This is a genomic window from Mycobacterium sp. IDR2000157661, assembly GCF_022317005.1.
Taxonomy (GTDB): Bacteria; Actinomycetota; Actinomycetes; order Mycobacteriales; family Mycobacteriaceae; genus Mycobacterium.
This window is the reverse complement of the sequence record NZ_CP081006.1, coordinates 856,783-874,290: the sequence shown is the minus strand read 5'-3', so window position 1 is coordinate 874,290 and position 17,508 is coordinate 856,783. Positions and strand designations below refer to the sequence as shown.

Annotated in this window: 17 protein-coding genes and 4 pseudogenes; 16 read left to right on the top strand and 5 right to left on the bottom strand. The window is 66.7% G+C overall.

What is annotated here, in order from left to right; translation table 11 throughout:
- Nucleotides 1-91: 91 nt before the first annotated feature.
- On the top strand, nt 92-1,240 hold the full coding sequence (locus K3G64_RS05065; RefSeq protein WP_238889418.1) for an ATP-binding protein: 1,149 nt from the start codon (nt 92-94) through the stop codon (nt 1,238-1,240).
- Nucleotides 1,241-1,332: 92 nt separating this feature from the next.
- Here K3G64_RS05065 and K3G64_RS05060 read toward each other — a convergent pair.
- Nucleotides 1,333-1,510: pseudogene (locus K3G64_RS05060) on the bottom strand (DUF6036 family nucleotidyltransferase); the annotation flags it as partial.
- Nucleotides 1,511-1,681: 171 nt separating this feature from the next.
- Here K3G64_RS05060 and K3G64_RS05055 point away from each other — a divergent pair.
- The 4 genes and pseudogenes from K3G64_RS05055 to K3G64_RS05040 form a co-directional block, all read left to right on the top strand.
- Nucleotides 1,682-1,865, top strand: a pseudogene (locus K3G64_RS05055) (DUF3375 family protein); the annotation flags it as partial.
- A gap of 242 nt (nt 1,866-2,107) precedes the next feature.
- Nucleotides 2,108-2,770 (top strand): nicotinamide riboside transporter PnuC, encoded by a 663-nt coding sequence (pnuC, locus tag K3G64_RS05050; protein ID WP_238889417.1) that lies wholly within the window; start codon nt 2,108-2,110, stop codon nt 2,768-2,770.
- Complete coding sequence (locus K3G64_RS05045) at nt 2,767-3,765, top strand: AAA family ATPase (RefSeq protein ID WP_238889416.1); 999 nt, start codon at nt 2,767-2,769, stop codon at nt 3,763-3,765. The genes pnuC and K3G64_RS05045 overlap by 4 nt, the downstream gene beginning before the upstream one ends.
- Nucleotides 3,766-4,400: 635 nt before the next feature.
- Nucleotides 4,401-4,556: a hypothetical protein gene (locus tag K3G64_RS05040; protein WP_238889415.1), complete on the top strand. Its 156-nt coding sequence runs from the start codon at nt 4,401-4,403 to the stop codon at nt 4,554-4,556.
- 93 nt (nt 4,557-4,649) lie between these two features.
- On the opposite strand, the pseudogene K3G64_RS05035 reads toward K3G64_RS05040, so the two are convergent.
- Nucleotides 4,650-5,220: pseudogene (locus K3G64_RS05035) on the bottom strand (glutamate synthase-related protein); the annotation flags it as partial.
- Between the two features lie 275 nt (nt 5,221-5,495).
- Between K3G64_RS05035 and K3G64_RS05030 the strand changes: the two are divergent.
- The 4 genes and pseudogenes from K3G64_RS05030 to K3G64_RS05015 all read left to right on the top strand — a co-directional run.
- Complete coding sequence (locus tag K3G64_RS05030) at nt 5,496-6,647, top strand: serine hydrolase domain-containing protein (protein WP_238889414.1); 1,152 nt, start codon at nt 5,496-5,498, stop codon at nt 6,645-6,647.
- Between the two features lie 157 nt (nt 6,648-6,804).
- Nucleotides 6,805-7,059 carry a type II toxin-antitoxin system VapB family antitoxin gene (locus tag K3G64_RS05025; RefSeq protein WP_238889413.1) on the top strand — a complete coding sequence of 85 codons (255 nt, stop codon included), beginning with the start codon at nt 6,805-6,807 and terminating at the stop codon, nt 7,057-7,059.
- Complete coding sequence (locus tag K3G64_RS05020) at nt 7,059-7,445, top strand: type II toxin-antitoxin system VapC family toxin (protein ID WP_238889412.1); 387 nt, start codon at nt 7,059-7,061, stop codon at nt 7,443-7,445. Before K3G64_RS05025 ends, K3G64_RS05020 begins: the two co-directional genes overlap by 1 nt.
- Before the next feature lie 115 nt (nt 7,446-7,560).
- Nucleotides 7,561-7,770: pseudogene (locus K3G64_RS05015) on the top strand (PIN domain-containing protein); the annotation flags it as partial.
- A gap of 28 nt (nt 7,771-7,798) precedes the next feature.
- On the opposite strand, the gene K3G64_RS05010 reads toward K3G64_RS05015, so the two are convergent.
- A complete protein-coding gene (locus tag K3G64_RS05010) occupies nt 7,799-9,418 on the bottom strand; it encodes a peptide chain release factor 3 (RefSeq protein WP_238889411.1) in 1,620 nt (539 codons plus the stop codon).
- A gap of 82 nt (nt 9,419-9,500) precedes the next feature.
- Between K3G64_RS05010 and K3G64_RS05005 the strand changes: the two genes are divergently transcribed.
- The 3 genes from K3G64_RS05005 (at nt 9,501) to K3G64_RS04995 (ending at nt 12,031) form a co-directional block, all read left to right on the top strand.
- A complete protein-coding gene (locus K3G64_RS05005) occupies nt 9,501-9,728 on the top strand; it encodes an antitoxin (protein WP_238889410.1) in 228 nt (75 codons plus the stop codon).
- Nucleotides 9,725-10,120 carry a TA system VapC family ribonuclease toxin gene (locus K3G64_RS05000; protein WP_238889409.1) on the top strand — a complete coding sequence of 132 codons (396 nt, stop codon included), beginning with the start codon at nt 9,725-9,727 and terminating at the stop codon, nt 10,118-10,120. Before K3G64_RS05005 ends, K3G64_RS05000 begins: the two co-directional genes overlap by 4 nt.
- Before the next feature lie 177 nt (nt 10,121-10,297).
- Nucleotides 10,298-12,031, top strand: a complete 1,734-nt coding sequence (locus K3G64_RS04995; protein WP_238889408.1) for a DUF4407 domain-containing protein — start codon at nt 10,298-10,300, stop codon at nt 12,029-12,031.
- Here the strand turns inward: K3G64_RS04995 and K3G64_RS04990 are convergent.
- Complete coding sequence (locus tag K3G64_RS04990; protein WP_238889407.1) at nt 12,028-12,996, bottom strand: hypothetical protein; 969 nt, start codon at nt 12,994-12,996, stop codon at nt 12,028-12,030. The two genes, K3G64_RS04995 and K3G64_RS04990, sit on opposite strands and share 4 nt — an antisense overlap.
- An 18-nt stretch (nt 12,997-13,014) precedes the next feature.
- Complete coding sequence (locus K3G64_RS04985; RefSeq protein ID WP_238889405.1) at nt 13,015-13,548, bottom strand: DUF732 domain-containing protein; 534 nt, start codon at nt 13,546-13,548, stop codon at nt 13,015-13,017.
- Nucleotides 13,549-13,913: 365 nt separating this feature from the next.
- Here K3G64_RS04985 and K3G64_RS04980 point away from each other — a divergent pair, with 365 nt between their 5' ends.
- The 4 genes from K3G64_RS04980 (at nt 13,914) to K3G64_RS04965 (ending at nt 17,500) form a co-directional block, all read left to right on the top strand.
- Entirely contained in the window at nt 13,914-14,561 is a 648-nt protein-coding gene (locus K3G64_RS04980) for an ABC transporter permease (RefSeq protein WP_238950415.1), read from the top strand.
- 10 nt (nt 14,562-14,571) lie between these two features.
- On the top strand, nt 14,572-15,750 hold the full coding sequence (locus tag K3G64_RS04975; protein ID WP_238950414.1) for an ABC transporter ATP-binding protein: 1,179 nt from the start codon (nt 14,572-14,574) through the stop codon (nt 15,748-15,750).
- Nucleotides 15,751-15,815: 65 nt separating this feature from the next.
- Complete coding sequence (locus K3G64_RS04970; protein WP_238950413.1) at nt 15,816-16,535, top strand: ABC transporter permease; 720 nt, start codon at nt 15,816-15,818, stop codon at nt 16,533-16,535.
- 29 nt (nt 16,536-16,564) lie between these two features.
- The gene (locus tag K3G64_RS04965) at nt 16,565-17,500 is read left to right on the top strand and encodes a glycine betaine ABC transporter substrate-binding protein (protein WP_238950412.1); all 936 of its coding nucleotides are present in this window, start codon (nt 16,565-16,567) and stop codon (nt 17,498-17,500) included.
- The last annotated feature ends 8 nt before the right edge of the window (nt 17,501-17,508 follow it).

Below are 17,508 nucleotides of genomic sequence, written 5' to 3'. Positions count from 1 at the left end.
ATGGTTTCGACACCACGCTGGTCGTCCGACCGCCGTATAGGTCCGTATACTTCGGGGTGAGTTATACAGACCTATGCGTAAGGTGGGATCGATGGAGCCGAGCCCGTACGCACCCGGCTCATTGCCGGAGTACCTGGCCGGCCGCGGCCGCGAGCGCGATCTGATCCGTGACAAGGTGTCACGGCTGAGCATGCTTGGGCGTTCCGGCGGACCGCTGCTGGCCTTCCACGCTCCGCGGGGCCTGGGGAAGACTTCGTTGTTGCGCATGGCTCAGCGCGACGCGATCTCTGAGGGGTTCCTCACCGCGTGGATCACTGGACGTGATGACCGTCCGATGTCGCCCGATCTGGCGCAGGAGTTGAGCGTGGCGGTCAAGGAGCATTCCTTCGGGGAGCGGGCGAACGCGCTGCTGCACCGACTGGCCCAGGTCCAGGTCGAGTTTGGGATCCCAGGTGTCAAGGTCGGCGCGACCCTTTCCGCCGACGACAAGCTGTCGCCGGGTTCGGCGGTGCTCGAAAAGTTGCTCGAGGATGCGGGCCGGTTCGGCCGCAACCACGACGCGAAGGGGCTGGTCGTGTTCGTCGACGAGTTCCAGGAAGCACAGTTGGGAGACCGCAAGAGTCTTCTGATCGGGCTGCAGCACTTTGATGGTGCCCCGGACGCGACTCCGGTCGCGGTCATCGCTGCCGGGTTGCCCTCGTTGCCGCCGGCGGTGACCGAGGCAGCCACGTTCGGCGAGCGGTCACGGTTCGTCGAACTCGGTCTGCTGAGCGAGGTTGCCGTTGCCGAGGCGATCCGGTTGCCCGCACAGCATCACGAGGTCACATGGACTGACGAGGCCATCATCGCGGCAATCGAGCTCGCTGCTGGCTACCCGCACAAGGTGCAGCTGATCGGCGATGCCACGTGGGAGGTCGCACGACCCAACTCAGGGAGCACGATCAAGATCGGCCACGTACGGCGGGCCGAGGAGGAGATTGAGGACCGCATGAGGGGGTTGTTCCGCACCCGTCTGGCCCGCGTCACGTCCGAGCAGCAGCGGTTCCTGGCAGCTATGGCAGCAGTCGGGGATGGGCCGGTGGAGCGCGCGGCGATCGCCGCCGAACTCGGTGTGGCGACCACAGCTGTGAGTAGGCCTCGGCAGCAGCTGATCGACCGGGGCTACATCGAGGCGGTTGGACACGGGAAGCTTCGGTTCACCATTCCAGGGTTCGCGGCCTACCTCCGAACCAATGCCTGAACCACCGAGCCGGGCCGTCTGGGCTGCTTCCGAAGAAATGACACGAATCTGAGACGGAACTCAGATGACACGACGTGAGACACCACGCATTGCCGATCTGGATCGTTAAGAAACGCAATATCGGCTTCGATGGAGGCAGTGGCCTCCGGAAGAAGTGCCGTCTTCATCGAACGATTCCAGGATCGACTGTGACCCCAGTACAAGGACTTTCGGATCACCTGCGACTGTGCGCGCCGCACGGAGCAGGTGGGCGAGTTGCTGCCGGTTCACCCGGCTCGGTCGGGTGCTTGCCGCTGCGACCAGTGCTTCTTGATTGCTTTCAGCACCCGGTGCCGTGTTTCGTCGGCCAGCACGCCGGCGGAGGGGGAGTTCTGACGTCTATCTATTCCTCGCCAAACGCCAAAAAACACAGCACTGGCATTGGCCAGACTGCTGCCTGAGCTGCTGCGCCAGATCGTGCACGGAACCGAAGCCCAGCCCGAAGTCCGGCTGGCCGAATTACACCGGCGCCGTGACGAACTCGATGCCGAGATCGCCGCCGTAGGCACTCGGCGATCTGGCGGCGCGGGTCCATGCGCTCGCCGACAACCGGGATGAGGCACAGCGGTTGAGCGTGACGGCCCGGCGTGACAGCACGGCGGTCGACCGCGCAGTGCGACGCGCCTCAGATCAGCAAGCCGCGAAACGGCTGTTGTGAGGTCGACCCGTCGAGGTAAACCGAGTTCTATTTCGGCAACCGACAACCCCGTCACTGCCGCATGGTCTAATCGTGCGGTGGGAGCCGCCAACGAGCGGACAACAGCCAGTGACGACCCGGCGAACCGGCGGCCTGGCGTCATCCGCAGATTTCGTCCTACCCTCCCCGGCATGTCCTTCGTCGGGGCGACGGCGGTGTTAGCAGCCGTCTACCAGTTCAAGCTACTGGGAGGCTATGGCCCGTCGGGGTGGCCCGAAGTGTTCGCCGTCGTGCTGTATGCGCTCTCGGTATGGTTCGCGGTGCGCAAGTCGATCTGGACCTGGGGGACCGGGATCGTCTCCACCGGGATCTACTTCGTTATCTTCTGGGACCACGCCCTCTACGCCGATGCGGGCCTGCAGGTCGTCTTCATCGCCTTCAGCGTCTCGGGACTCTATGCGTGGTGGCGCGGCGATAAACAGGCAGACGAGGCCGACGTTCACCGGGCCTCCACCCGCCAGCTCGCTGTGGTGCTCGCGTCAATCGTCCTCGGAACATTGGCGATTCGAGCGTGGCTGATCGAGGTTGGCGGCTCGGCTCCGCTGTGGGACGCTCTGCTCACCGCCGGCTCGCTGGGAGCGCTCTATCTGTTGATTCGGAAGCGCCTCGAGACCTGGTATCTGTGGATCGTCATCGACGTCGGCTACATCGCTCTGTTCACCACACGAGACCTCTACTTGTCGGCAGGCCTCTATGCGGTGCTACTTGCCATGTCGACCAAGGCTGCAATCGATTGGCGGGCAATGCTGCCTGAGCAAAGACCCGCCGGTGAAGCCGAGGACGCGCTGCGGTGACGCGGGGCCTCGTCATCGGCAAGTTCCTCCCGTTTCACCACGGCCACCGCGCGTTGATTGAACGGGCCGCGCGCCGTGTCGACGAACTGGACATCATCGTCTGCGACGCCGGCTGGCACCAGATCCCTGTCGAGCGGCGCGCCGCCTGGATCGACGAGACATGCAGTGGGCTGGGCATTCGGGCGAAAGTGCTTACTGTCGACGGCGATCGCTACGACGTCGCCGACGACGACAGCGCCGGGTGGGCGGCGATCACTCTCGAACTGCTCGGACGAGCACCCGACGTGGTGTTCACCGGCGAGGACTATGGCGACGCCTATGCACAGGCGCTCGGGTGCGTCCACGATTACGGCGAACGGGAACCCGGCGGTCTCTCCGGTACGGCCGTGCGGGCCGCGCCGCTGGCGCACCTCGACCGGCTCGACCCGCCAGTGCGGGCCCACTACGTCCAGCGCGTCAGCGTGGTCGGCGCCGAATCCACCGGCAAGACAACACTCGCCGACGATCTCGCGTGTCGCCTCGGCACCGTTGCCGTACCGGAGTTCGGGCGACATTTCACCGAGGCAATGCCCGAGCCTCAGCGGTACCGCTGGTCGACCCGAGACTTCGAGCTCATCACTGAAGTGCAGGAGCGAATCGAGGATGACGCCGCGCGCTGGTCAGGCCCGGTTCTGGTGTGCGACACCAATCCGCTCGTCACTGCGGTCTTCCACGAGGTTTATCTCGGCACCACCGACAGTCGGCTCTTCGAACGCGCGCTGCGGCGCACGTACCACCTCTACATTCTGTGCGGCGTCGATACACCGTTCGTTCAAGACTCAACCGGCCTGCGGCACGACGGTGAACAGCGCCGCGCGATGCACGACCGCTACCGGCAACTCCTTGCGGCGGTGACGGTTCCATGGATCGAGGTGTCGGGCGACCGCAACCTTAGGGTGCGCCAGGCAATTGCAGCGATCGAACCGCTACTGCGTGCGGGCGGGCTCGACCCATGAGTCGCACCATCGGCCGCCGCTCCCGTTCCGAGAGCGACCCCGCTCGCCCAGGACTGTGCCGCTTGATGCGCTGCCCGAAAACCACCCGCGTGGCCCTCGAGCTGATCGGCCGTCATCCGGAGCTCTGTCGGATCGACCTTCAGTGGTTCGTTCCGATGCGACACGGTTCCCCCTGCCAGCGCGGCAAGTGGCTCGGCGTAGTGCGTTCCTCTCCCGACATCGACGACCTGACCCTATGTCCTGTCGGAATTCACGGCTAGCAAACTAGCCGGATCGTTGTCGGAGTTGGTCACTATAATGGATATATGCAGGCAGCTACCATTATCTTCCCGACTTTGGATCGCGATCTAGCTCGTGTCAGCAACATATACTAGCCGCCGATTCGGCTCCATACCGAGATTCCGATCGAAGGGGCGGGAGTCGTTCACGTCATCACGGAGGTTGCCCTCGACGACCCTGGATACGCCTTCAGTGACGTCACGCTCGTCCGCTACCGTGGCGGAGAACTCGCTGAGCACATTCCCTTGGTTGGCTCGGTGTGTGAAAGCGTGGTGGCCCGGTGCATGCACGAGCACTGGTGTGACGTGCAGCGCGCCATCAGGTGCGTCCAGCGTGATTTCGACACGCTGTGTTTGATGGACATGGACTGGGAAACGGAGGACGACGAGTCCGACACCGACGAGGCACCCGACGAATTCGACCCCGCGCAGACGTCGCCGCGGGTGTTCGAATTGTATGTGCGGGCCGTGAACCGCGCTGTGCGGACACCCGACCTCGACGGCACCTCTTAGCCGCCAGCCGCGGCTCGCTCGTGCGTCACCCTTGAGTACGCCGCCCCAACTCCGCTCTGCCCGCTCACTCCGTCGCTTGGTTCGGATCTTGGGTCACCTGCAGCTGTTGATGTCGTGCACGATCTCGGATCCCGCTACGCCCCAGCCGTTTTGGTAACAGCACACCTCGGTGAGCGGCCGATGTCCGCGATCGCCATCGAGGATCTCGACACGTTGGGGCCTAGCATCGCGGGGTGCCGGACGCCCGCCGCCTCCGACACCTTCAATAAATCGCGGCTTAGCGTCAGAGCGTAATTGGCCAGCCGGTGCGACTTCTGCCCCGGATCGAGACCGCGCGCCAGCCACGGGTTCTGCGTCGCCACACCGGTCGGGCAGTGGTCGGTGTGGCACTTCTGCGCCTGGATGCACCCGAGCGCGTTGCCCGGCAGGCCCAGCTTGCCCGACCCGATCCACGTGGCCGGTCGCTCAGCCCCGCCTGCGTGAACAGCCCGTAGACGTGAGCGAAGCCGACCCGGAACGGGAAGGACACGTGATCGGCGAACACGAGCGGCGCAGCGCCGGTGCCGCCCTCGCCGCCGTCGACGGCGATGAAGTCCACGCCTCGCTGCCCGTCGGCCATCCGCTCGGCCACCTCGCGCCACAACACCATTCCGCCGACCACCGACGCCGGCCGGAACGCGTGCTTGCGCCCGCGCGGACCGCCGAGCACCTTCGCGCCCGGCAACTCGATGTCGCGCCCGTGGATCGGGGAGGCGGGCACGACGTCGGAGAATGTGGCCTGCACGGCGGACGCAGGGCTCGCGCCGACTGAGACTGCGCTCACGGCGGTCACCTCGCCGATTTTGCGCCATGGACGCAGAGTCATCGCACAAGAGAAGGAGTCGCCGCCGCGCCCCATGCGATGATGGCTCCATATCCCCGAAAGCAAAGGAGCTGGAGATGGGATTCGAGCGAATCGACGATCTGCTGAACGGGGTGACCGCCGACGGGTCGCTGCACGGGGTCGCCGCCACCGTGGTCGGCCGCGACGGCGTCCTGTACCAGGGCGCAGCCGGAGAGGCCAAGCCCGACACCATGTTCCGCAACGCGTCGATGACCAAGGCCGTCGCCAGCACCGCCGCGCTGCAGCTCGTCGAGCAGGGCCGCTTGCAGCTCGACGCGACCGTCGCGTCGGTCGTGCCCGAGTTCGGCGAGCTCCAGGTGCTCGACGGCTTCGAGGACGGCGAACCGGTCCTGCGGCCACCCAGCACGCAGGCCACCATCCGGCAGCTGATGAACCACACGGCCGGCTGTGGCTACCACTTCCTCAACGAAAAGCTCTTCACCTACTGCACCGAGAAGGACTTCCCCAACCCGCTCGAGGGCCGCAAGCAGAGCCTCAGCGCGCCGCTGGTGCACGATCCCGGCACGGTGTGGGAGTACGGCGTCAGCACCGACTGGGTCGGCATGGTCGTCGAGGCCGTCAGCGGCCAGACGCTCGCCGACTACCTCGCCGAGCACGTCTACGAGCCGCTGGGCATGACGGACTCGACGTTCACCCCCAGCGACGAGCAGCGCGCACGGCTGCTGCCCGTCCGCTTCCGGGCGCCGGACGGCAGCCTGGTCGCGACGGACCTCGACCTGCCCGCCGAGTCCGAGTGGGACGCCGCCGGCCACGGGTCCTACGGGACGATCGCCGACTACGGGCGCTTCGTGCGCGCCTGGCTCAACGGCGGCGAGCTCGACGGCGCCCGCATCCTCAAAGAGGAGACCGTTGAGCTGGCGCTGCGCGACCACCTCGACGGGGCGCCGCTGCCGAAGTCGATGGAGCCGATGGTCCCCGAGCTGGCCAACCCGGTCGAGCTGCTCGACGTGCCGCAGGGCTGGGGCCTGGGCTTTCACCTGTACCTGGTCGATCTGCCCGGCATGCGCAGCGCCGGCTCGGCCGACTGGTCGGGGCTGTTCAACAGCTTCTTCTGGATCGACCGCAAGGCGGGCATCGGCGCGGTGATCGCCACCCAGCTGCTGCCGTTCTTCGACTCCAAGATGGTCGAGACCATCCTCGGCTTCGAGGCCGCCGTCTACGCCGAACTCGGCGCGGCGATCTCCTGAACACTCCAGCGCGATGGATTGCGGCGGTTCAGACGTCGATAATCGGCAGGATTTTGTTTGACCCTCGGAAGTCATCGACGTTGCGTGTGCAGAGCGTCGATGAGGCCTTGCGGTGGCCGTGAAGTCTAGATTCCGGATGTTTGTATATAATCTCGACATGGCGCTGAGTATCAAGGACCCAGAGGCGGACAGGCTCGCCCGAGAATTATCGGCTCGCACGGGAGAGAGCCTGACCGAAGCAGTCTTGGTCGCATTGCGCGAACGGCTGGCCCGCGAGACGGGGCGCACGAGAAGTATTCCGCTGCGCGAGGAGCTGGCCGCGATACGTCGTCGATGCGCAGCCTTGCCGGTCGTCGACAACCGATCCGCCGATGAGATCCTCGGCTACGATGACCGCGGTCTGCCCGCGTAATGGTCATCGACACGTCGGCGCTCGTAGCCATGCTGAGCGACGAACCGGAGGCCGACGTGTTCGAGGCCGCTGTCGAAGCGGACGGCACCCGGTTGATGTCGACGGCATCGTATCTGGAGACGGCGATCGTGATCGAAACACGATTCGGCGAGCCTGGTGGGCGTGAATTGGATCTTTGGCTGCATCGGGCCGCGGTCGAGCTGGTGGCGGTTGACGCCGGCCAAGTCGAGGTCGCTCGGGTCGCTTACCGTACGTATGGCAAAGGCCGGCACCGCGCAGCCCTCAACTACGGCGATTGCTTCTCCTACGCTCTGGCCAAGGTCAGCAACCAGCCTCTGCTGTTCAAAGGCGACGATTTCGCGCAGACCGATATCGGCGGATTCTGAAGGGAACCTCGGCGGTCGACAATAGCGACCAAGGGATGATCCGTTTACGCGATTCAGGCTCACCGCAGTCGCCGCCGCCCGAAGGCCTTTACGACCCCGGGGAGGCCGCATGACCGCTGATATGACCGCGTTGCCGATCGACGAAGAGGCGGCCCGACTTTGGGCGCTGCTACGTGTCCGCTTGGCGGAGGCGGGGCGACGGGCCAGAGTCAACGATCTGTGGATCGCTGCCATCGCAGCCGCCAAGCACCTGCCGGTCGTCACGCAGGACAGCGACTTCTATGCCCTGGAGGGCGTCGGCGGTCTCGCGATAATCCACGTCTGACACCGAACCCTGGGCGACTCCGCGAGTCCTACGCCGCCACCAACGACCCGAGCTTGACGTCGGGATTGTCGCGCTGAAAACCCTCCAGCCGCCACGGCGTGGAGAACAGCACCAGCATGACGCCGTCGCTGCGGGTCAGCACCTCCGCGGACACCTGCCTGTCCATGAATCCGGCGTCGGCCGGGTCGACGATCCGCGCGACCTGATACGGCAGCGACTCCAACGCAATTGGCGCGCTGAACTCGGCTGCCATCCGGTGGGTGGCCACCTCGAACTGCATCGGCCCGACCGCGGCGAGCACCGGCGCCTGGTCGCCGCGCCGGTCCGAGCGCAGCACCTGCACGACGCCCTCCTGCTCGAGCTGCTCGATGCCGCGTCGGAACTGCTTGTGCTTGCTCGGATCGGTACCGCGTGCCACCGCGAAATGCTCGGGGGAGAAACTCGGGATCGGCGGATACTGCACCGCCACATCGCGATACAGCGTGTCGCCCGGACGCAGCGCGGCCGCGTTGGCCAGCCCGATCACATCGCCCGGCCACGCGGTGTCCAGCGTGGTGCGCTGCTGACCGAACACCGACTGCGCGTACTTGGTGACGAACGGCTTCCCGGTGGCGGCGTGGGTGAGAACCTCCCCGCGCTCGAACGTGCCCGACACGACCCGCGCATAGGCGATCCGATCGCGGTGCGCGGAATCCATCCCCGCCTGCACCTTGAAAACGAAGGCACTGAACGGTGATTCGACCGCACGCCGGGCCCCGTCGACGTCCACCGCTCCGCTTGGCGCCGGCGCCAACTCGACGAGCACATCCAGAAGCTGGTTCACGCCGAAGTTCAACGCCGCCGAGGTGAACAACACCGGTGAGGCCACCCCGCCGAGGAACTGTTCACGGTCGTAGTCCGAGCCGTCGGCGGACAGCAGTTCGGACTCCTCGACGGCGACGTCCCAGTCATCGCCGGCGGCGTCGTGCGCGTCGGCCGCCGCGATGTGCTCTTCGGGAGCCGCGGTGGCACCGCCCGCGGTGCGGGTGAACCGGATGAACTTCCCGGTCCGCCGGTCGAGCACTCCCTTGAAATCGCCGGCGATGCCGACCGGCCACGTCAACGGCGTTGGGCGCAAACCGATCCGGGACTGGATCTCGTCCATCAGTTCCAGCGCGTGTCGGCCGGGCCGGTCCCACTTGTTGATCACCGTGATGATCGGAATCCCGCGGTGCTTGCACACCTGGAACAGCTTCAGCGTCTGCGGCTCAAGGCCTTTAGCCGCATCGATGAGCATCACGGCGCAGTCGACGGCCGTCAGCACCCGGTAGGTGTCCTCGGAGAAGTCGGCGTGGCCGGGGGTGTCGAGCAGGTTGATGACGCAGTCGCGGTACGGGAACTGCAGCGCCGTCGACGTGATCGAGATGCCCCTGGCCTTCTCCATCTCCATCCAGTCGGACACCGTCGCGCGGCGGCCCGCTTTGCCGTGCACCGCGCCCGCTTCGGTGATAACCCGGGCGTGCAACGCCAGCGCCTCGGTCAACGTCGACTTACCGGCGTCGGGATGGCTGATGACGGCGAAGGTCCTGCGGCGGCGCGCCTCGGCGGAGATACGGCCAGGGGGCGACGAATCGGCGGTCGGCACAGCCGTGAATGCAATCTCGGTCATAGCTTTTCCGATGGTATTGGCTTGGAAGCGTGAGCCAGCAATTGGCATCACTGCATCATGATGCACTGATGTAGCCTGAGCTATGCGCACCACCATCGATCTCCCCGACGACCTGCACAAACAAGCGCTCGCCATCGCCCGCGACACCCGCCGGTCGCTGAGCGAGACCGTCGCCGACCTCATCAGGCGCGGACTCGGGTCGGACGTATCCGCGCCGATCTCCACCGATCCCAGGACGGGACTGCCGCTCGTCAGCGTCGGAACCGCAGTGACGTCCGAAGACGTGCGGTCGTTGGAGGACGAGGAGTGACGGTGCTTCTCGATGCGAACGTGCTCATCGCACTGGTGGTGGCCGAGCACGTCCATCACGACGCGTCCACGGAGTGGCTGGCCGCATCGACTATCGACTTCGCCACATGTCCGGTGACTCAGGGAAGTCTGGTTCGCTTCCTCGTGCGTTCGGGGCAATCTGCCGCGTCCGCGCGCGATGTGGTCCGTGCATTGGAAGCGTCTGAGCGGCATACCTTTTGGCCGGATGCCATTTCATTCGCAAGTGTGAAGGTGAAGGGAATCGTCGGGCACCGTCAAGTAACCGACGCGTATCTCGCTCAGCTCACCAGAACAAACAACGGACAGTTGGCGACGCTCGACGCTGGATTGGCCCATCTTCATGACGACGTCGCGATTCTCATACCGACGTGAAGGCACTCGAATCGTTCCCCGGATTAGGCACGGGCCCGGGTGTCTGTGAGAAGATCGAGCATTCGCATCGGCGTGATGGTGCGACCCGCGGGGGGTCAATGGGCCCACACCACCGACAAGGACGTCGGTCGGCGCCCTATCACGCCTGGTCACACCCCGGAGATGGTTGGAGTTTCCATGGGCGCCCACAGGAATCCTGAGCCCGATGCTGCCCCTTCACCGCTGACCTCGGCACTCGTCTGGCTCGGCGGCGGCGAGCGGCGTGAGCCCGGTGCTCGCCACGAGCGGTCCACCCTGGTCAGCGCTGGTGTGGTGGTGCTGGTCGCGGCCGTGCTGGCGTGGCTGGTAGCGGCCGCCGCGCTGGCTCAGTCGACATCGTGGCCGTTGGCCGCGGTTGTCGTGGCGACCTCGGCGTTCGGGTTGCTGGTTGGTGCGCTGAGCCGCGCGATCGCCTCCGGCGCGATCCAGGGGAGGGCCGCAGCAGGCCGGGCGGCCGTCGCCGTCGCCGTGGGGCTGGTGGTCGGCGAATTTGCCGCCGTCGTCCTGTTCTCCGGGTCGATCGACCGCAGGCTCGAGGAGGGGGCGGCGCGCACCGCCGAATCCATCCCCGCGGTCGCGCAGGCCGCTGCCGACCTGGACCGCACTCGGGCAGCGCGGGGTGACCTCGACGAGGCCGTCGAACAGGCCGTGCGACGCCGCCAGGAAGCCCTGGTGGTGGCCCGCTGCGAGTTCAACCCCCGGCCCGACTGCCCGCAGACGTTCATCACCGGTGTGCCCGGCGCCGGGCCGGAGAATCGGACGGCGAACGATTACCTCGCCGACGCGCAAGCGGCGCTCGACGCCGCACTGGCCGAGCGCGACCGTCAGGGCCCCATGCTCGATGCCCGGATTGCCGACGCGGAGCAGGCGCTGGCGCAGGCCCGGCAGACCGCGACGGTCGCCGCGGATCGCGGGCTGGGTGCGCGATGGGTCGCCATGAACGACCACACGCTGGCCAATCCGGGGGCGCTGGCGCTGCGGCTGCTCGTCGACGCGTTCTTCGTCCTGCTGAGCCTGCTGCCGCTGATCCTTCGGTTGTGGCGCGGCGAGACGTCCCAGGATCGCGGCATCGCCGCCGACGTCGAGCGGGACCGCGCCGAACTACAGGCCGACACGGCGGTCGCGGTGAAGCGGGCCGAGGTGCGCGCCGCCATCGACAACATGTGGGCCGAACAGCAACTGGCCAGCGCCCGCCTGGCCGTCGAGGCGCAACTCCAGATCGACCGCGAGCAGCAGCGCCGCCGGGTGATGGAGGCGATCGAGCCGCCGATGCCCACCCGCTCGGAACGCATCAGCGAGCCCGAGGACGTGTACCTGCCCATCGCCGCCGAGGCCGAAAGGGCGAGCTTCGTCACGGCCGAACTGCCGGCGGCCGAGGCGCCCGCTTCCGAGGAGGATGTCGATGTGACCACCTCACCGAATGTCCCTGCGCGCGCTGACGACGCCCGGTCGGTGCAACCCGCCAGCGATGCGGGGCGGCCGCTGATCCCGACCATTCCGGATGTCACCCGCGCCGCCGCGCGCTGGATCCGTCCGCTGGTGCCGCCGGTCATCGTCAACGCCGTCGACGCCACCACCAAGCCGCTGCGTGGTGCGCGGCAGGTCTTCGAGGAAACCGAAGAGATCCACTTCTCGATGCGACGCAGCCGCAAGGTGACCACGCACATCGAAGAGGGCGAGGACATTGCAGCGGAATGCGCTACGGACGCGCCGACCGTCGAACCCGCTGATCGCGACCACAGCTACGACCGACTCGGTGCCGGTGCCGACCACGCGGCAGTGACGGGGTCCGAGCGCCGGACGCTGACCGGCAGCGGCACCCGTGAATTGCCCGGCCACCGCGGGCGCCGCGAACTCCCGCCCGGGCGTTAGGATCTCCTGGCGGCGCGCACCTGCTTCGCGATTCGGTCGATGAGAGCATCCTCGGCGATGATCTCGAGCGGGACCGAGCCGAGGTCGAGATCGCCTGGCGCGTAACGCAGTAGCTCGGGCAACTCGCCGACAGTGTCGACCATCTCGTCGATGAAGGCCCGGTATCCGTCGATGGGGATACGCATCAGCTGCGAGCAGTCGCTCAGCAGTCCGCGGTACGCCGAGGGCACATCGACGTCGCGGCACCGTTCGGCCAGCTCGAGGAACCGCTCGTGGAAGTCCATCAGTCGGTTGGCGACGTGCACGATGCCGTAGGCGTCAGCCGTGCTCTCGTTGCTGTTGTCGCCGCACATGCCCCTGAAAGCCGGTGACCCCATGAACGTCTCCAGCTGGGCGGCGATCTCGTAATGCTCGTCCATGCACATCTCGACGAAGACCGCCACCTCATGACCGTTTCGCATGTGCATCCGGCAAAACGGGGTGTAGCGCAGGTCGAGGTCGCGCAGACGCGGCCGCACCTCGGCGAGACGTTGTACGAGCACCGATACGAACGCCGCCCACGGCCACGCCGTTGCCTTCTCCGCCAGCAGCAAGTCGAGATCCTCAGCGCAGTAGACGATCTCGGCGACGGGACCGTCGTCGTCCGCCGCCGCATCCGGCGGTGCCGGCTCGGGCGAGACAGAGCGCATCAACTCGGCTCCTTCGACGCCGTAGATGCCCCTGCGGTCGCCGCGGCTCGCCCATCGGTGCTGCCGGTCGGCGCGGTGCGCCAGGATCTCGGCTTCGCGGGCCGCGGCCAGCCGGCGTTCCTCCTCGCGGCGAATGAGCGCACGCACCCCGAAGAACAGCCCGACCGCCACCCCCACCCCGACGATGACCCACCAATAGGTGATGACGACCCAGATCAGGATCAGCACCCCGAAGAAACCCGCCATCCCGCCGGAGTCCGAATTACGACTTGCCATCGCGACCGCCCAAGACCCCTACAGCGGCTGGGTGTAGCCGATGCCGCTTGCCCACTCGACGACGGCCGGCTTGGCGTCCAGACACATGGTGTTCACCGCCGACAGCAGGACGATCGCCGCCTCGGCGGGCGCGAACCCGGACCGCTGCAGCTTGCCCAGCACGGCCGGCGGCGGCGCCCCGAACCGCAGGTCGTGACACAGCTCCTTGCCGATGTCGATCATGTCGACGACCGAGGAGTAGTACACCCCCATGTTGTCGAGCTGCGCGATGAAGTCGTACTGGTCGGCACGCGCCGGACCCGACAACGCCACCGCCCCGCACACCGCGAGCACACCTGCAAATACCCTATGTAAGCGCATGATCCCCCCTTGATGAGCGCTTCGGTGTCGACGGTAGACCCGGCCACCGACAAATCCGCGACGCGCCAACCGTTTGCCGGGCTCGCCGACCCGGCGTGGCGCGCCGACCGTGAGGAACTGGCCGGCCACCTCGCCGTCGAGCGGAGGGACATCGGTGGCGATGACGACGCTGGTGTCCAGAATCGCTCTCACGCGTCAGCCCCACGGATCCCGAATGTCGCCGACCCCGTGCGCGCTCTATGGACCTATTGATTGCAGCCACCGCACATGCTCATTCGGCGCGGCTCTACACCCGCAACGTCTCAGACTTCGTCGGCTTGGAGAACCTGGTCGAGGTTGTCGCGGCCTGACCCAGCGAATAACGCCGGCCGGTGCTCTGGTCTACGCCGCGGGGCGAAGCAGCGGCAGGTGACGACATGCCTGGTGAATTTCTCTCGCCAGATAACAACATGGTCAACCCGGCGTGACGCCACTGTGAGCTTCGCTAGTGTCGATACACCGGCGCGGGTCAACGTGGCCCCCGCGGCCGGTGGACTCGGAGGGCGCGGCGGGACTTGATCGGCTTCTTCGAGTTCGTCCGGGAGCGTTCGTCCGTCCTGATCTTCCTCGCCTACCAGCACATGAGCCTGGTCGTGCAGACCCTCGCCCTGGCGACGGTGTTCGCCCTCCTCGTTGGCGTGCTGATCTATCGCTCGCCGTGGGGCATGGCCGCGGGCAACGCGCTGACCTCCGTCGGCCTGACCATCCCGTCCTATGCGCTGCTCGGGGTGCTGGTCGGCATCGTCGGGATCGGCGTGTGGCCGTCGGTGATCATGCTGGTGTTCTTCGGGTTCTTCCCGATCCTGCGCAACGTCCTGGTCGGGTTGACCGGCGTCGACAAGACCCTCATCGAGTCGGCGCGCGGCATGGGTATGAGCCGGCCTGCCACGCTGCTCAAGCTCGAACTGCCGCTCGCCTGGCCGGTGATCATGACCGGCGTGCGGGTGTCGGCGCAGATGCTGATGGGCATCGCCGCGATCGCCGCGTTCGCGCTCGGTCCCGGTCTCGGCGGCTACATCTTCTCCGGGATCTCCCGCTACGGCGGCGCCAACGCCACCAACTCCGTCGTCGCGGGCACCGTCGGAATCCTGATCCTGGCGGTCATCCTCGACACCGTCCTCAACGTCCTCACTCGCCTCACCACCCCAAGGGGGATCCGTGTCTGATTCGGCGACAATCGCTTCGGCCACAGACGACGCCGAGACGCGCACCGGCGGCGCCCGCATCCTGCTGGACGGCGTCAGCAAGCGCTACGACCCGAAATCCGCACCAGCGGTGGACGACATCACGATGGAGATCCCGGCCGGCGAGATCGTGATGCTCGTCGGGCCCTCCGGTTGCGGCAAGACCACCACCATGAAGATGATCAACCGCCTCATCGAGCCGACCAGCGGGCGGATCCTGATCGGCGACGACGACGTCACCCACGGCAACCCGGACCTGCTGCGGCGCCGCATCGGCTATGTCATCCAGGGCGCCGGGCTGTTTCCGCATCTGACCGTCGGCGACAACATCGCGATCGTTCCGCGGCTGATGAAGTGGGACAAGAAGCGGATCGACGCACGGATCGACGAACTGCTCGAGTTGGTCAATCTCGAACCGGCACAGTATCGCAACCGCTATCCGCGGGAGCTCTCCGGCGGCCAGCAGCAGCGCATCGGGGTGGCCCGGGCGCTGGCCGCCGACCCGCCGGTGCTGCTGATGGACGAGCCCTTCGGGGCGGTCGACCCGATCACCCGTCAGCGCCTGCAGGACGAATTGCTGCGGCTGCAAGACGAATTGCACAAGACGATCGTGTTCGTCACCCACGACTTCGACGAAGCGGTCAAGCTCGGCGACCGGATCGCCATCCTGCAGCAAGGCTCGCAGATCGTGCAGTACGACACGCCCGAGGAGATCCTGCGCAACCCCGCCAACGACTTCGTGTGCGGATTCGTCGGCGCCGGGGCCGCGTTGAAGCAACTTACGCTGACCCGCGTCCGCGACGTCGAACTGCACGAGGCCGCGGTCGCGCATGTCGGTGACGACCCGGCCGAGGCGGCCCGCACCGCCCGCGCGATGGACCGCGAGCACGTGATCGTGCTCGACGCCCATGACCGGCCGCTGCGCTGGATCGCACTCGAAGACCTCGCCGACCCGAATTCGCTGACGACGGTGACCCGCAACGAGAACCTCGAGAAAGTCACTCTCGCATCGACACTCAACGATGCGCTCGACGACATGCTCACCTCATCCCACGGTGTGGTGGTGGTGACCGGGCGCCGCGACGCCTACCAAGGCGTGATCAGTATCGAGACGATCATGGACGCGATGGCGGAGTTGCGCGGCCCCGCGAAATCGGAGTCGGCCCCGTGACGGCTGTCTTACCGGACGTCGACACCGGGCCGCAGGAGCCGACCCGCTCCGGGGGCCAACGGCGGATGACGCTTGCGCGGTGGACGGTGCAACCCCTGGTCTGCGTCGCGGCGGTGGTCGCGTCGCTGATCTACGTGCGAGTCGCCGACATCTCCGAGTCCGAGAAGCGGTCCCTCAGCGTCGATCAACTCCTGACCCTGCTTCGCCAGCACATGGTCGTCAGCCTGGCCGCGACGCTGCTGACATGTGCGGTCGCGATCCCGCTGGGCATCATGCTGACCCGCGGCGGAATGCGACGCTTCTCCAAGCCGATCATCACCGTCGCCGGGTTCGGGCAGGCGGCCCCGGCGATCGGCCTGATCGCGCTGGGCGCAGTGCTTTTCGGGATCGGCAGCACCGGGGCGATTGTCGCGTTGACCGTATATGGAGCGCTGCCGATCATCGCCAACACCGTCATCGGGTTGGACGGCGTGGACCCTCGCCTGGTGGAGGCGTCCCGGGGGATGGGCATGTCGGCGTGGGCGACCCTGCTGCGGGTGGAGCTGCCGCTGGCGTTGCGGGTCATCGTCGCCGGGGTCCGCACCGCGCTGGTCCTCATCGTCGGCACGGCCGCGCTGGCGTCGTTCACCGGCGCGGGCGGGCTGGGCCAGCTGATCACCACCGGCATCAAGCTGAATCAGACGTCGACGCTGATCGTGGGCGCCATTCTCGTTGCCGCACTAGCGCTGTTCATCGACTGGCTGGCCCGCATCGTCGAACTCGTCGCCGCGCCGAAGGGGCTGTGATGGGCGCGCGCACGGCTCGCCTGGGCGGCGTGCTGCTGATGTGCCTGGTACTCGTCGCCGGCTGTGGGTTGCGCTCGGCCAGCGGAGCGGTGCTGGAAGCCAACCCCGGAACCATCAAGCACTACGACTCCCTGGAGGGTGTCGAGATCACCGTCGCAGCAAAGGATTTCACCGAGCAGCTGATCCTGGGGAACATGCTCTCGATCATCCTGGCGACGGCGGGCGCGGACGTCACGAACCAGACCAACACACCCGGCAGCTTCGGTGTGCGCCAGGCCATGCTCAGCGGCGAGGCGAACGTGTCGCCGGAGTACACCGGCACCGGGTGGATCAACTACCTCGGCAACGAGGAGCCGATCAAGAACCCGGTGGAGCAGTGGAAGGCCGTCAACGAAGCAGACCAAGCCAACGGCCTGACGTGGCTGCCGCCGGCGCCGATGAACAACACCTACGCCTTCGCGATCCGCGAGAGCGAGGCCGAACGACTCGGCGTCACCAAGCTCTCCGATCTTCAGCGGCTGCCCAAGGAGGAGCTCACGTTCTGTGTGGAAAGCGAATTCGCCAGCCGCAACGACGGTTTCATCCCGATGCTGGAGGCCTACGGGTTGAGTAGAGACGCCATCGGCCGCGTCACCACCCTGGACACGGGCGTGATCTACACCGCGACCGCCAACGGCGAATGCAACTTCGGTGAGGTGTTCACCACCGACGGCCGGATCCCCGCACTGGACCTGCGGGTGCTCGAGGACGACCGGCAGTTCTTCCCGCTCTACAACCTCACCGAGGTGGTCAACACCGACCTGCTGACCGCCCATCCGGAGCTGGCGGAGATCTTCGCCCAACTCAATCCGCTGCTCACCAACGAGACGATGCTGGCGCTCAACGCCAAGGTGGACAACGACGGCGCCGACCCCGCGATCGTGGCGCGAGACTGGCTGATCGAGCAGGGTCTGCTGACGAATTAGCCCCGGCT

Excerpts from the sequence above, each read along its gene's own strand:
- K3G64_RS05065 (WP_238889418.1), top strand. The coding sequence starts at position 92 with ATGGAGCCGAGCCCGTACGCACCCGGCTCATTGCCGGAGTACCTGGCC.
- pnuC (WP_238889417.1), top strand. The coding sequence starts at position 2,108 with ATGTCCTTCGTCGGGGCGACGGCGGTGTTAGCAGCCGTCTACCAGTTC.
- K3G64_RS05040 (WP_238889415.1), top strand. The coding sequence starts at position 4,401 with ATGGACATGGACTGGGAAACGGAGGACGACGAGTCCGACACCGACGAG.
- K3G64_RS05030 (WP_238889414.1), top strand. The coding sequence starts at position 5,496 with ATGGGATTCGAGCGAATCGACGATCTGCTGAACGGGGTGACCGCCGAC.
- K3G64_RS05025 (WP_238889413.1), top strand. The coding sequence starts at position 6,805 with ATGGCGCTGAGTATCAAGGACCCAGAGGCGGACAGGCTCGCCCGAGAA.
- K3G64_RS05020 (WP_238889412.1), top strand. The coding sequence starts at position 7,059 with ATGGTCATCGACACGTCGGCGCTCGTAGCCATGCTGAGCGACGAACCG.
- K3G64_RS05010 (WP_238889411.1), bottom strand. The coding sequence starts at position 9,418 with ATGACCGAGATTGCATTCACGGCTGTGCCGACCGCCGATTCGTCGCCC.
- K3G64_RS05005 (WP_238889410.1), top strand. The coding sequence starts at position 9,501 with ATGCGCACCACCATCGATCTCCCCGACGACCTGCACAAACAAGCGCTC.
- K3G64_RS04995 (WP_238889408.1), top strand. The coding sequence starts at position 10,298 with ATGGGCGCCCACAGGAATCCTGAGCCCGATGCTGCCCCTTCACCGCTG.
- K3G64_RS04990 (WP_238889407.1), bottom strand. The coding sequence starts at position 12,996 with ATGGCAAGTCGTAATTCGGACTCCGGCGGGATGGCGGGTTTCTTCGGG.
- K3G64_RS04970 (WP_238950413.1), top strand. The coding sequence starts at position 15,816 with ATGACGCTTGCGCGGTGGACGGTGCAACCCCTGGTCTGCGTCGCGGCG.